A 14,202-nucleotide genomic window follows, 5' to 3' on the forward strand; every position below is an offset into this window, starting at 1 on the left:
ATCATTGGTCTAAACCATTCGGGAAGCCCCGTCGGTGAGAGTGGCCGAAACGGGCGGGGCGATTTGTAATGGATCGCACCGGAACAGTGGTGGCAGCAGCGCGGGAAGAGGCGGGTGAGGTCGGATGACGACTCCGTCGGAACGGGCCGAGAGAGGCCGGGCCGCGCGCAAGCGCGTCCCCCGCTCCTCGCACGGCCGCTGGATACCCTCCTCGCAGCGCCCCGACCCGCTCGCCGTGCTGGAACGCGAGTCCGCCGACCGGCTGTCCGAGCTCGTGCCCATCCGCTACGGCCGGATGGCCGTCTCGCCCTTCGCCTTCCTGCGCGGCGCGGCCTCCGTCATGGCCGCCGACCTCGCCGCGCAACGGCACACCGGACTCACCGTCCAGCTCTGCGGTGACGCCCACCTGCTCAACTTCGGCGTGTACGCCTCACCCGAACGGGCGCTCCTCTTCGACGTCAACGACTTCGACGAGACGCTCCCCGGACCCTTCGAGTGGGACGTCAAGCGACTCGCCGCCTCCATCGCCGTCGCCGCCCTCCAGAACGGCACCACCAAGGCCAAGGCCCACCGAGCCGCCCTGGTCGCCACCGAGTCGTACCGCACGGCCGTGCGCCGCCTCGCCGAGGTCGGCGAACTCGACGTCTGGTACGAGCGGATCGCCGCCGAGGACCTGGCCTCCCTGGTGCGCGGGGCCGACCGCACCCGCCTCAAGGACCGGCTCGCCCGCGCCCGCCGGCGCACCAGCCTCCAGGCCTTCGGCAAGCTCACGGAGAAGGACGAGACCGGGCGGCACATCATCGAGGACCCGCCGCTCCTCGAACGGGTCACCGACGTCGACCGGGTCGGCATCGGCAAGATCTTCAGCGACTACCGCAGCTCCCTCTCGGAGGAGCGCCGGCTGCTCCTCGACCGCTTCCGCTTCGTCGACGCCGCCCGCAAGGTGGTCGGCGTCGGCAGCGTCGGCACCCGCTGCTTCATCCTCCTCCTGGAGGGGCGCGACGACGCCGACCCGCTGTTCCTGCAGATCAAGGAGGCGGGCCGGTCGGTCCTCGAGCAGTACCTGCCGCCGAGCGTGTACAGCCACCAGGGACACCGGGTGGTGTCCGGGCAGCGGCTCACCCAGGCCGCCAGCGACATCTTCCTCGGCTGGATGACAGGACCCGAGCAACGGCACTTCTACTGGCGTCAGTTGCGCGACATGAAGGGCTCCGCGGAGGTGGAGTCCATGTCGCCGGCGCTGCTCCGCGACTACGCGCGGCTGTGCGGCCGGGCCCTCGCCCGGGCGCACGCCCGCTCCGGTGACCGGATCGCGATCGCGGCCTACCTCGGCTCCTCCGACGTCTTCGACAAGGCCATCGCCGACTTCGCCCTGCGCTACGCGGGGCAGAACGCCGACGACTACGCGGCGCTCAGCGCGGGCATCGCGGCCGGAGTGGTGACGGCGGCCCCGGGCGTCTGAATGCTCCGAGTGGAGCCCACGAGTGGTGGGGGTCCGGCCACGACCGCAGGCTGACGAGCACAGTGCCCGCCCGGCCCGTGCCGCGGCGGGCTCAGCCACGCGGCGTCGTCCCGGCCGGGGCGGCCGTGGTCCACAGGAAGACCCCACCACATGACGGAAGAAGGCACCGTACGGGCCCCCGCCCGGCGCCCGTACGGCAGGAGACGTTCCCGCAGCGCTCGTACCGGTCTCGCCCTCGCCGCCACCGGACTCACCCTTCTGGGTGCGGCCGGCCCGACGGCGGCAAGTGCCCCGACAGCAGGAAGTCCGCCGGCACCGGTCACCCCGGCGTCACCAGCCGTGCGCGGTCCCCATCCAGGGGGTCCGGCGCGGTTCGTGCCCGCTCCCTGCCCGCAGACCCCCGAGCCGGTTCCCGGGCGGTGCGGATTCCTGGAGGTGCCCGAGAGCCGGTCCCACCGCGGCGGCGGCCGGACCATCCGGCTGGCCGTCGCGATCATCCCGGCCGCCTCGGGCAAGCCGGCCGACGAGCCGGTGGTGTTCATGGAAGGGGGGCCCGGCGGGGACGCGTTCGACAGCATCCCCTTCCTCGTCTCCTCCGGCGTGAACCGGGATCACGACCTGATCGTGATGGCCCAGCGCGGCGTGCGGTACTCGCAGCCGAACCTCGCCTGCCCGGAGATCGACCGCTTCAACATCAGGGCCGTGGGGCTGCGCTACGACTCCCCTGCGACCGGGCGGCTCCTGGTGGGAGCGGCCCAGGAGTGCCGTGACCGCCTCACCCGCGACGGGATCCGGCTGAGCTCCTACAACACGACCGAGAACGCGGCGGACTTCGCCGACCTGAAGGAAGCCCTGGGCATCGACCGGTGGAACGTCTACGGCTACTCGTACGGCACCAACCTGGCCCTCACCTACCTGCGTCTCCACCCCGAGGGCATCCGCTCGGTGGCGATCGACTCGGTCGCGCCGCCCAAGGTCGTGAACCTGCCCTGGACCTGGGACAGCTTCGCCGAGGGGATCGGTGAGATCTTCGCGGCGTGTGAGGCCCAGCCCCGGTGCAAGGCCCGCTACCCGCACCTGCGGCGCACGCTGGACGAACAGGTCCGCCGCCTCGAAGCGCACCCTCTGACGCTCATGGCCGAGCCGCCGTCGGGCGGGGACCCCGTCAAGGTCGACCTCGACGGGGGCGCGCTGGTCAACATCCTCGTCGCCAACACCGTCAAGGCCGTCGACGTCCCCGCGGCGCTCGACGAGCTCGCCCACGGGAACCCGGAGCGCTTCGCCCGGGCCCGGGCCGTCGACGTGGGGACCGTCATCGGCGGGTTCGCCCACGGCATGACGCAGTCGGTGGCCTGCGCCGAGTGGACGCCCGGCTTCTCGAAGCACGACGTGCTGAAGGCGGGGCGCCGGAACTTCCCGGGGTGGCCCGACTCGGTCCTCGTCCAGCCCCCGCAGCTGCCCTTCGAGCACGACCTGTGCCGGGTCTGGAACGTCCCGGACCGCACGGCGATCCAGCGGGTCGCCACGTACAGCAAGGTGCCGACGCTCGTCCTCTCCGGAAGCTTCGATCAGAAGACCGGCGCGAGCTGGGCCCGGGTCGCGGCCCGCACGCTGCCCCGATCGACGTCCGTGGTGATCCCGGGCATCGGCCACTGGGTGGTTCCCCAGTCGCCCTGCGCGGCGAGCGTCCTCGCCTCCTTCCTCGCACGTCCGACCGCGCCCGACACGCGTTGCGTGGCGGGACTCCAGCCCAAGCCGTTCACCATCACCCCTGACGCGGAGACCGAATGATGTCCCTTCGACCGCCCCAGCGCCGCGCCACGCGACGGCTCCCGGCCGCGCTGGCCGGGGCGACCGCCGGTGTCCTCGCCGCAGGCCTCGTCGCGGCCCCCGTCCAGGCCGAGTCCGGCCCCACGGCGCCGCTCGGCACGGTCGCCCGGACGGCGGGTCACGCCCGCTTCGAGCCGGGGCCCTGCCCGAGGACGGCGGACCCGATCCCGGCCCTGAAGGACGCGTACTGCGGAACGCTCACCGTCCCCGAGAAGCGTGACCGGCACCACGGGGACCACGAGGTTCACGGGGACCATGCGGACCACGGAGACCACGGGGACGACGGGGACCACGGGGACCACGGGGACCACGGGAACCGCGGGAACCGCGGGGGCGAGGGGCACCAAGGCCGCAAGATCACCCTCGCGGTGGCGATCATCCCGGCGGCCACGAGCAAGAAGGCGGGCGATCCGATCGTGTGGCTCGCCGGCGGGCCCGGCGACGACGCGGTCTCCGAGATCCCGATGGCGCTCAACGGCGGCCTGAACCGGGACCGCGACCTGATCTTCATGTCACAGCGCGGGACCTACTCGGCCGACCCGGAGCTCACCTGCCGGAACGTCGACGAGTTCGCCGCGGATTCCCTCGACCTCGTCTTCGGCGCACCGTCCACCGGGCGCCTGCACGTCGAGGAGACGCGGAAGTGCCGCGACCAGGTGGTGCGCCGCGGGGCCGACCCGAGCGCCTACAACGGCACCGAGAGCGCCGCCGACTACGACGACCTGCGCAAGGCCCTCGGCATCAGGCAGTGGAACGTGTTCGGCATCTCCTACGGGACCGACCTGGCGCTCCAGTACATGCGCCTGCACCCGGAGGGCATCCGGTCGGTCGGCATCGACGGCGTCCTGCCGCCGTCCCTGGCGGGCGGCGCCGTGACCTGGAAGGCCGCACGAGAAGGCTTCGACGGCATCTTCAAGGCCTGCGCGGACCAGCCCGCCTGCAACACCCGCTATCCGAACCTCAAGGCCACCTTCGAGCGCCTGGTCGTCGACCTCGAAGCCCGGCCGGTCACCACCACCGTCACCGTCCCGGGCCGGCCGCAGCCGGTCGAGGTCGTCATCGACGGCGGACTCCTGGTGAACTGGCTGACCTTCGCCAGCCACCTCGCGGCCGGAGTGCCCCGCTCGATCGACGAACTGGCACACGGCAACCCGCAGCGGATCGCCGAGCAGTACGCGGGCGGAAAGCTCAGCCCGCAGGCCATCGGAAGGGTCTCCCACGGCCTCGTCTTCGGCGTCTTCTGCCGGGAGTGGACACCGTTCGAGAGCGAGGCGGACGTGATCCGTGCGGGGCAGCGCCTGTTCCCGTCCTTCCCCCGCTCGGTGCTGGCCAACGCCCCCCTGCTCAGCTGGATGCACGCGGACTGCCGCGCCTGGGACGTCCCCCCGGCGGACCCCTCGATCCGGAGCAGGACCTACAGCGACATCCCGACCCTCGTCCTGTCCGGCGGCTTCGACTCCCAGACCGCGCCGAGCAGCGGCCCGTACGCCGCCCGGACGCTGAGCCGGTCCATCGCCGTCACGGTGCCCTACGTCGCGCACGTGGTCTTCGCCGACTCGAGGTGCGCGCAGACGATGACCGTCTCGTTCTTCGCCCGTCCGGACGCACCCGACACCAGCTGTCTCGCGGGCCTCGAGCCGCCCGCGTTCGAGATCGGTACGTGAGGCACGCCCGCCGGGCGGATTCCACCTGGGGCGAGGGGCGGCGGTGGCAGGTCCACCGCCGCCCCTCGCACTGCCGGGGCCCCGCCCGTCTCAGCCGTTCTCGCGGAGCAGCGGCGGCTCGGCCGGGGTCCGCGGCACCGGGCCGAACAGCACCTCGCGGACCACCGCCGGGGCGAACAGGACGGTCAGCGGGGCGGTCAGGGTCAGCGCGGCGCGGAACGGCGCACCGACCACCGGGTTGCCCGCCGCGCGCTGCTGCACGCGGCCCAGGTACCAGCCCGTGAACGAGTCCATGGCCCCCGGACGAGCCGCGTCACCGACCGCGCCCGGCATCTTCTTGTCGGCGCCGGCCGAGATGTCCCAGGCCTGCTTCGAGGCGTCGAGCAGCGCCCGCTGCACCCGCCGGGTGGTCGGGGTGCGCTTCGGGTCCGTGAGCGCCCTGCGCAGGGCGAGGGCGCTCTGCGCGGCGACCGTCATGCCCTGCCCGTAGATCGGGTTGAAGGCGCACAGCGCGTCGCCGGTGGCGAGGAAACCGGCCGGGCGGCGGCCCGGGCGGTCGTACCGGCGCCGGATGTTGGCGGTCTTGCGGTAGCCGTACACCGGCGACACCGGCTCCGCCTTGGCGATCCACTCGCTGATCACCGGGTGCGGCAGCTTGCGCGCGTACTCCTCGAACAGCTCCTCGTCCGTCGGCGGTTCGTCACCGCGCAGGCCCGAGAGGGTGACCAGGTGGCGGCCGTCGCCGACGGGCAGCACCACACCGCCGTACACCTGGCTCGGGTTGGGCACCACGAAGTAGCCGAGGGCGTCGACCGACGGGTCCTCGGCGGGGGAGCGGTACATCCGGGTGCTGTACGCCAGGCCGGTGTCGAGGGTCTCCTCGTGCGGGGCCTCGGCGCCGATCCCGGCCAGCCAGTCCGCCGCGCGGGTCGAGCGCCCGGAGGCGTCCACGACCAGATCGGCCTCCAGCGGGTACGTTTCCTTGGACCTGCCCGCGCCGCGCTCGCGCAGCAGCACGCCCCGCACCCGGGAGGAGTCGCCGAGCAGCCCCACCGCCTCGGTGCCCTCGATCCGTTCGATCCGCGGGTCGGCGAACACCCGCTTGCGCACGAGCCAGTCGAGCTGGTCGCGCGTTCCGGTGGCGTAGTGCGCCATGGCCGCGGTGCGGGCGAACCACTGCCCGTTCTGCCACTGGACCATGTCCGAGGGCGCGCCGACCTTCGGCGCGCCCAGGGCGTGCAGTTCGCCCATGAACCCGGGCAGCAGCTCGTCGAGGGCGCGCTGCCCGCCCGTGATCAGCACGTGGAGGTGCCGGCCCTGCGGGACGCCGGGGCGGGCCTCCGCGTCCTCGGGATAGCGGTCGCGTTCGACGACCGTGACCCGCTCGGCGTGCTCACTCAGCACCCGCGCGGCCAGCAGGCCCGCGAGACTCCCCCCGACGACCACCGCGTGGCGTGTCCTGCGGGGCCCCAACTCGTCGCCCATCCTCGCCCTTTCGCGTGGTGGACCCACACCCCCGTGGATCCTTCGGTCTCCGGCTGACCAGTATCCACGCTCGTGCGGGGGCACGTCGCGGGCGCCGAGCCGCGGAGGCCCGACCGAGTGGACGGGCTCGTCGAGACGGGGCGCCGGGCCGGTGTCACTCCCCGGCGGGCTCGGAGAGCTCCTCCAGCGCGTGGGTCAGCCACTGCACCCAGAACCGCTCCAGGTCGATCCCGCCGCGCAGCACCAGGTGCCGCAGCCGGTCCGCCTCCGCGGACCGGCGCTCCGGCGGGAAGTCCCGGGTCTCGATCTCCAGGTACTCGTCCAACTGGCGTCGGTGCAGACCGAGATGGCGCTCCAGCTCCTCCCGCAGGCCCCGGCCGCCGACCACCGCCGCGGCGCGCAGCCGCAGCAGCAGCGCCGAGCGGAGCGGCTTGGGGTCCTCGGCGGTGTCCACCCAGGCCGCGAGCTCGTCGCGGCCGGCGGGCAGCACCTCGTACTCCTTCTTCTGTCCGCGCGCGGGAACGGCGGAGGGCAGGGCACGGATGTACCCCGCCTGCTCCAGTTTCCCGAGCTCCCGGTAGATCTGCTGGTGCGTGGACGACCAGAAGTAACCGATCGACCGGTCGAAGCGGCGGGTCAGTTCGAGGCCGGAGGACGGCTTCTCGAGCAGCGCCGTGAGGATCGCGTGCGGGAGGGACATGGACGCATCCTAGGTTCGGCGGGTCCGACCGGCCGGGCGGTCACCGGGTCCGTTGGCTCACAGGGCGGCGGCGAGCCGCGTGCCCTGGTCGATCGCCCGCTTGGCGTCCAGCTCGGCGGCGACGTCCGCACCGCCGATGAGGTGCGCCGCGCGGCCGGCGGCGACCAGCTCCTCGTACAGACCGCGGCGCGGCTCCTGGCCGGTGCACAGCACGACCGTGTCGACGGGGACGAGCTGCGGCTCGCCGTCGATCGTGATGTGCAGGCCCTCGTCGTCGATCCGCTCGTACGACGCGCCCGCGACCATCGTGACGCCGCGGTGCTTCAGCTCGGTGCGGTGGATCCAGCCGGTCGTCTTGCCGAGGCCCGCGCCGACCTTGGTGGTCTTGCGCTGGAGCAGGTGGACCTGGCGCGGCGGCCGGGGCCGCTCGGGGGTGCGCAGGCCGCCCCGGGTCTCGTACGAGGTGTCGACGCCCCACTGGCGGAAGTACGTCTCGGGGTCCTGGCTCGCGCCCTCGCCGCCGTCCGTGAGGAACTCGGCCACGTCGAAGCCGATGCCGCCCGCACCGAGGATCGCGACCCGCTCGCCGACGGGCACGCGGTCGCGCAGGACGTCCAGGTAGCCGACCACGCTCGGGTGGTCGACGCCCTCGATCTCGGGGGTGCGCGGGGTCACGCCGGTGGCGACGACGACCTCGTCGTAGGCGTCGAGGTCGGCGGCGGTGACGAGCGTGTTCAGACGGACCTCGACCCCGCGCTCGGCGAGCTGGACCCGGAAGTAGCGCAGCGTCTCGTCGAACTCCTCCTTGCCCGGCACCTGCTTGGCGATGTTCAGCTGGCCGCCGATCTCGGTCCCGGCGTCGAACAGGGTGACCGTGTGGCCGCGTTCGGCCGCCGACACGGCGCACGCCAGTCCGGCCGGGCCCGCGCCGACGACGGCGACGCGCTTGGCCAGGCGGGTGGGGGAGAGGACCAGCTCCGTCTCGTGGCAGGCCCGCGGGTTCACCAGGCAGGAGGTGATCTTCAGGCTGAAGGTGTGGTCCAGGCAGGCCTGGTTGCAGCCGATGCAGGTGTTGATGGTCTCGGCGCGGTCCGCGGCGGCCTTCGCGACGAAGTCCGGGTCGGCCAGGAACGGGCGGGCCATCGAGACGATGTCGGCGCGGCCCTCGGCGAGGATCTGCTCGGCGACCTCGGGGGTGTTGATGCGGTTGCTGGTGACCAGCGGCACGGAGACCGCGCCCATCAGCTTCTTCGTCACCCAGGTGTAGGCGCCGCGCGGCACGGAGGTGGCGATGGTGGGGATGCGCGCCTCGTGCCAGCCGATGCCGGTGTTGATGATGGTGGCGCCGGCCGCCTCGATCTCCTTGGCCAGGGCGATCACCTCGTCGAGGGTGGAGCCGCCGGGGACCAGGTCGAGCATGGAGAGTCGGTAGACGAGGATGAAGTCCTCGCCCACCCGCTCGCGGATGCGGCGCACGATCTCCAGCGGGAAGCGGACCCGGTTCTCGTAGGAGCCGCCCCAGCGGTCGGTGCGGTGGTTGGTGGCGGAGGCGATGAACTCGTTGATGAGGTAGCCCTCGGAGCCCATCACCTCGACGCCGTCGTAGCCGGCCTCCTTGGCGAGCTCGGCGCAGCGGGCGTAGTCCTCGATCGTCTGCTCGACCTCGGCGTCGGAGAGCTCGTTCGGCACGAAGGGGCTGATCGGGGCCTGGATCGCGCTCGGGGCGACCAGGCCCGGGTGGTACGCGTACCGGCCGAAGTGCAGGATCTGCATCGCGATCCGGCCGCCCTCGGCGTGCACGGCGTCGGTGATCAGGCGGTGCTCGGCGACCTCCTCGGCGGTGGTCAGCTTGGCACCGCCGTCCCAGGGCCGGCCGGCCTCGTTGGGCGCGATGCCGCCGGTCACGATGAGGCCGACGCCACCGCGGGCCCGCTCGGCGTAGAACGCCGCCATCCGCTCGAATCCGCGCTCGGCCTCCTCCAGGCCGACGTGCATGGATCCCATGAGCACCCGGTTGGGCAGGGTGGTGAACCCGAGGTCCAGCGGGCTCAGCAGATGCGGGTACGGGGTGTTCGGGGCCATCGGGCGTCTCCTCGCGCGGGGTCGTCACGCACTGTTGTAGACGACGCGCCGATCCTTGTGCAACAAGTTGCACAAACGCGGGGTGTCGGTGTGCCGGACGCCACAGCGCAGGTCACGAGGGGATGGGTACGGCGAAGGCCGCGCCCTCCCGCGGCCGGCGGAGGGCCCGGCCCGTGCGGCGCGGGCGTCGCGGAGTCACTCCTTGCGGTACGCGTACGCCTCCGACGCCGCCGCCGTCACGGCCTCCAGGTCGCCGCCGGCCGAGGCCGTCACCAGCGCCGCCACGGCCCCCTCCACGAAGGGCGCGTCCACCAGGCGTGCGCCCTCCGGCAGCTCGTCGCCCTCCGCCAGCAGGGCCTTCACCGTCAGGACCGCGCTGCCGAGGTCGACCAGGAGCGCCACCCCGGCGCCCCCGTCGACGCCCTTCGCCGCCTCCACGATCAGCTCGGCGCTCGTGCCCAGACCACCGTCCGGCGTCCCGCCCGCCGCCCGGATCGGCGCAGTGTCACCGCCGCCCGCCAGGCCCCGGGCCAGCTCGGCCACGGACGCCGCCACGGCCGCGCTGTGCGAGACCAGGACGATCCCCACCCGAGCCGTCATCCCGCAGCCTCCGGGCCCGCCGTCTCCGGGCCCGCAGCCTCCTGGCCCGCCGTCTCCGCGAGCGCGGCCAGCAGCAGCGCCGACGAGGTCGCCCCCGGGTCCTGGTGCCCCACGGACCGCTCGCCGAGATAGCTCGCCCGGCCCTTGCGCGCCCGCAGCGGCACGGTCGCCAGCGCGCCCGCCTCCGCCGCCTCGCGGGCCGCCGCGAACGAGGTGCCGAGCGCCCCGGCGGCCGGCAGGAGCGCGTCCAGCATCGTCTTGTCGCCGGCCTGCGCCCCGCCCAGCTGTGAGACCGCCGCCACCCCGGCCTCCAGTGCTTCGGCCAGCGCGGCCCGGGTGACCTCGTCCGCGTCGCCCAGCGCCTTCCCGGCGCGCCGCAGCAGCGTCCCGTACAGCGGCCCCGAGGCCCCGCCCACCGTGGAGATCAGCTGCCGTCCGGCGGTGACGAGCACGGCACCCGGCGTGGCCGGCGGCTCCTTCTCCAGGGTCGCCCTCACCGCCGTGAAGCCGCGCTTCAGATTGGCCCCGTGATCGGCGTCGCCGATCGCCGAGTCCAGCTCGGTGAGGCGGTCCGCCTCCCGGTCCACGGCGGCGGCCGCCGCCGTCATCCAGTCCCGGAAGAACCCGGCCCCGTACGTCTCCTCGCTCATCGCCGACTCACCGGCCCCAGCGCAGGGCGGCGGTGCTCACCGGCGCGTCCCACAGCCGCAACAGCTCCTCGTCCGCCTCGCACAGCGTCACCGAGCAGCCCGCCATGTCCAGCGACGTCACGTAGTCGCCGACGAGGGTGCGGGCCACCGGCACCCCGCGCTCGCCGAGCACCCGGTGCACCTCCGCGTTGAAGCCGTACAGCTCCAGCAGCGGCGTCGCCCCCATGCCGTTCACCAGGAGGAGGACCGGACCCTTCGGACGCAGGTCGTCCAGGACGGCGTCCACCGCGAAGTCCGCGATCTCCCCCGAGGTCATCATCGGGCGGCGCTCCCGGCCGGGCTCTCCGTGGATCCCGATGCCCAGCTCCAGCTCTCCCTCGGGCAGGTCGAAGGTGGGCGAGCCCTTCGCCGGGGTCGTGCATGCGCTCAGTGCCACGCCGAAGCTCCGCGACCGCTCGTTCACCCGCCGGGCCACCGCCTCGACCCGCTCCAGCGGCGCACCCTCCTGGGCCGCCGCGCCCGCGATCTTCTCCACGAACAGCGTGGCCCCGGTGCCGCGCCGCCCGGCCGTGTACAGGCTGTCGGTCACCGCCACGTCGTCGTCGACGAGCACCTTCGCGATCTGCACGCCCTCGTCCTCGGCCAGCTCGGCGGCCATCTCGAAGTTGAGCACGTCGCCGGTGTAGTTCTTCACCACGAACAGCACGCCGGCGCCGCTGTCCACGGCCGCGGCCGCCCGCACCATCTGGTCCGGCACCGGCGAGGTGAACACCTCGCCGGGACAGGCCGCCGCCAGCATCCCCGGCCCCACGAACCCGGCGTGCAGCGGCTCGTGGCCCGACCCGCCGCCCGACACCAGGGCCACCTGGCCGGCCACCGGAGCGTCCCGCCGCAGCACGACCCGGTTCTCCACGTCGACGGTCAGCTCGGGGTGCGCGGCGGCGATGCCGCGCAGCGCGTCCGCGACCACGGTCTCCGGAACATTGATGAGCATCCTCACGGGTACCTCCTGGTGAGATGAGCAGGACAACCGCTGGGCAGGTCTTCGCAGGTCGGAGCAGGTTCCCCGGATGGTCGACGGACATGAGGACGGATCAGAACCGGGTCGTGCGAACGAGCTTCGCGCATGCGCGTCATGGGCGCAATCATCGACGCGGGACCCCCCGCGCACCGGTGCGTCCTGCGAGCGGCCCGCCCCGGGCCGTCGCCCTCGCCGGTCGACGAGGGCCTCCCATGGGGTCCCGCCGATCCGGTCGACGAGGGTCTGCCGGGGGGGCGTCCCGCCGATCCGGTCGACGGGGTCTGCCGGGGGGCCGGTGTCCCGCCGATCCGGTCGACGAGGGCCTCCCGGGGGATGTCCGCCGGTCCCGTCGGCGAGACGCCCTCAGAAGGTCTCGCTCGCCGAGTCGATGAGACGGCGACGTGCCGTCTTCACGGCGGGCGCGAGCGCCGCGGCGGCGCCGACCGCGGTCGCCGTGGCGACCAGGGCCGCCAGGAGCGGGAAGGGCACGTGCGCGATGCCCGATCCGATGCCGCTGGAGCGGCCCTCCTCGTCGACGAGCCGGCGTCCGAGCGCGGCCCCCGCCACGGTGCCCAGGAGGGCGGAGACCAGGGTGCTGAGGGCCGCAGCCGTGACGATGACCGCGCCGATCTGACGGGGGGTGAGGCCGATGGCCCGCATCGCCAGGAGGTCGCGTGCCCGGGCACGCACCCCGGTGCCGATCAGCGTGAGCATCTCGACGAGGGCGATGAAGGCCAGGACGGCGATGAGTGCCGCGATGACTCCGCGCGGGGCGTCCAGCCGGTCGGCGGGGGTGGGGCTCTCGCGGACCTCCAGGGTGCCCCCGGTCGCCCCGGAGAGGGCGGCCGCCACCGCCCGCGGGTCGGCCCCCGGACGCAGGACGAGCGCGTGGAAACGTGCCCTCAGCGCCGGGGCGCCCTCCCTGAGGCTGTCGAGGGAGGTGGAGATCACCCGTCCGCCCTGGTCGGGTTCGACGCTGCGGCCCACGATGTGCAGGATCTGCGGACGGCCCTCGACCGTCATCCGGACCCATTCCCCGACCCGCACGCCCAGCAGGTCGAGGAGACCCTGGCCGGCGACCGCCTCGTCCGGGCCGGTGGGCGCACGCCCCTCGACGACGGTGTGGGGGTACGGCCGTGCCCGGCCGCCCAGGCCGCGCAGGGTGATCGTCCCGGTCTGGCCGGGTACCAGCGCGGCGAACTCCACGCCGGGAAAGGCGTCTTCGACACCCGGGACGGCCGTCAGGGCGCGTTCGAGCGCCGGGTCGTCGGCCGGCCCCGGCTTCTCGGCGCGTACGGTCAGGGCGGCGGCGCGACCCATCCGGACGGGATCGCTGCGGAACTGGTCGAGCGTCGACCAGGCGACGAGGGCCACCGTCATCAGGGCGACGGGGAGCGCGAGTCTGGTGATCGACAGCATGCTGCGTCCGCGGCCGGAGAACGCGGAGCGCCAGCCGAGCACCAGGGCCGGCGACAGGTGCAGCCCGATGGCGCGGCGACCGAGGAGGGTGAGCGGGGCGGCGGTGGGGAGCGCCGACCTGGCGGCGGGGACGGCCGGCACCCGCCCGGCCCGCCAGGCGGCGAGCCCGGTGGCGGCGCCGATGAGGAGGACCGCGGCCGCGGGCAGACCCACCACGATCGCCCGGTGTCCGGGCATCTCCGGCCACAGGACCACGGCCTCCCCGATCCGGCCCGGGATCCGCCGGCCGAGCGTCAGGGTCGCGACCGTGCCGAGCCCGGCGCCCAGGACCGCGAAGCCCAGGTGCTGGACGAGGAAACCCCGGATCACCTGGCCGGGTGTGAAGCCGATGGCCTTCAGCACGGCGATGTCCTTGAGCTGGCCCCGCACGCGTGCCCTGACCGCCCCGGAGACGGCGATCGCCGCCGCGAGGAGGGCCGCCAGACCGAAGGCGGCGAACATCTGCCCCAGCAGCCGGTCGTCGCCTCCGACGTCGGCCCTGGCCTCCTGCCAGTTCGTCACCTGGTCGACCCGATCGGCGCCCAGCAGCGTCACGGCCCGCTGGACGACGTAGTCGGTGTCGTCCGGGTCCTTGAGCCGTAGCCCGACGCTGTGTCCCGCACCGGTCGGGGCCGTACGCGCCAGTGTGCCGGGCGGAACCCAGGCGACGCCGGCCCCCTGGCCGGCCCGGTAGAGGGGCTCGGCGCTCTCCGCGACGCCCGCGACCCGGAGGGACAGCGGCGCGCCGTCCTCCCCGGCGACCGTGACCGTGTCGCCGGGGCCGGCCCACAGGGCGCGCGCGAGCGTGCTCTCCAGGACGATCTCGCCCGGACGGCCTCCGGCCGTTCCGTCGCCGGCCTCCGGGTCGAGCCAGCGGCCCTCGGTGACCAGGGGGCGGGCCACCGTCGGCGGCTGCGGTCCCGCGCCCCGCAGGACGACCCGCGCCCGCGCGCCGCCCACGGTGACGGTGGCGTCGGCCGTGCGGAACGGCCCGGACAGCGCGGCGACCTCGTCCAGCGAGGCGAGGGCGGCCGCGTCGAGGTCACCTCGGGTGTGCAGCCAGATGTGCGCGCCCTGGGACTGGTTGAAGACCCGCTGCCAGGGGTTGACGGCGTAGCCGAGCAGCGCTCCGGACAGCAGCAGCGAGGCGATCACGCCCGCGCTGGCGAGCACGGCGAACAGGGCCTCGCCCCGGTGGGCCCGCAGGTCGGAGTGAGCCCACCTCAGAATGGCCCGCACGGCGCCCCGCC

The 14,202-nt window shown here is 73.9% G+C and carries 10 protein-coding genes; 3 read left to right on the top strand and 7 right to left on the bottom strand.

Going from position 1 to position 14,202, the window contains the following annotated elements:
* Positions 1-124: 124 nt before the first annotated feature.
* The 3 genes from AB0M16_RS29250 (at position 125) to AB0M16_RS29260 (ending at position 4,956) form a co-directional block, all read left to right on the top strand.
* Positions 125-1,462, top strand: a complete 1,338-nt coding sequence (locus AB0M16_RS29250) for a DUF2252 domain-containing protein (RefSeq protein WP_365348161.1) — start codon at positions 125-127, stop codon at positions 1,460-1,462.
* Positions 1,463-1,897: 435 nt separating this feature from the next.
* Complete coding sequence (locus AB0M16_RS29255; protein WP_365348163.1) at positions 1,898-3,253, top strand: alpha/beta hydrolase; 1,356 nt, start codon at positions 1,898-1,900, stop codon at positions 3,251-3,253.
* Complete coding sequence (locus AB0M16_RS29260) at positions 3,250-4,956, top strand: alpha/beta fold hydrolase (protein ID WP_365348165.1); 1,707 nt, start codon at positions 3,250-3,252, stop codon at positions 4,954-4,956. The genes AB0M16_RS29255 and AB0M16_RS29260 overlap by 4 nt, the downstream gene beginning before the upstream one ends.
* Before the next feature lie 90 nt (positions 4,957-5,046).
* On the opposite strand, the gene AB0M16_RS29265 is transcribed toward AB0M16_RS29260, so the two are convergent.
* From AB0M16_RS29265 to AB0M16_RS29295, 7 genes are all read right to left on the bottom strand, one after another.
* On the bottom strand, positions 5,047-6,441 hold the full coding sequence (locus tag AB0M16_RS29265) for an FAD-dependent monooxygenase (RefSeq protein WP_365348167.1): 1,395 nt from the start codon (positions 6,439-6,441) through the stop codon (positions 5,047-5,049).
* A 154-nt stretch (positions 6,442-6,595) separates the two neighbouring features.
* Entirely contained in the window at positions 6,596-7,141 is a 546-nt protein-coding gene (locus tag AB0M16_RS29270) for a PadR family transcriptional regulator (RefSeq protein WP_365348169.1), read from the bottom strand.
* A 57-nt stretch (positions 7,142-7,198) separates the two neighbouring features.
* A complete protein-coding gene (locus tag AB0M16_RS29275; RefSeq protein ID WP_365348171.1) occupies positions 7,199-9,223 on the bottom strand; it encodes an NADPH-dependent 2,4-dienoyl-CoA reductase in 2,025 nt (674 codons plus the stop codon).
* Positions 9,224-9,418: 195 nt separating this feature from the next.
* Positions 9,419-9,823: a PTS fructose transporter subunit IIA gene (locus tag AB0M16_RS29280; protein WP_365348173.1), complete on the bottom strand. Its 405-nt coding sequence runs from the start codon at positions 9,821-9,823 to the stop codon at positions 9,419-9,421.
* A complete protein-coding gene (gene dhaL, locus AB0M16_RS29285) occupies positions 9,820-10,473 on the bottom strand; it encodes a dihydroxyacetone kinase subunit DhaL (RefSeq protein WP_365348174.1) in 654 nt (217 codons plus the stop codon). The genes AB0M16_RS29280 and dhaL overlap by 4 nt, the downstream gene beginning before the upstream one ends.
* A 7-nt stretch (positions 10,474-10,480) precedes the next feature.
* A complete protein-coding gene (dhaK, locus tag AB0M16_RS29290; protein WP_365348176.1) occupies positions 10,481-11,473 on the bottom strand; it encodes a dihydroxyacetone kinase subunit DhaK in 993 nt (330 codons plus the stop codon).
* Positions 11,474-11,857: 384 nt separating this feature from the next.
* Positions 11,858-14,191: an FtsX-like permease family protein gene (locus AB0M16_RS29295; RefSeq protein ID WP_365348178.1), complete on the bottom strand. Its 2,334-nt coding sequence runs from the start codon at positions 14,189-14,191 to the stop codon at positions 11,858-11,860.
* Between the last annotated feature and the right edge of the window lie 11 nt (positions 14,192-14,202).

The organism is Streptomyces sp. NPDC051921, assembly GCF_040680975.1.
Classification (GTDB): domain Bacteria; phylum Actinomycetota; class Actinomycetes; order Streptomycetales; family Streptomycetaceae; genus Streptomyces.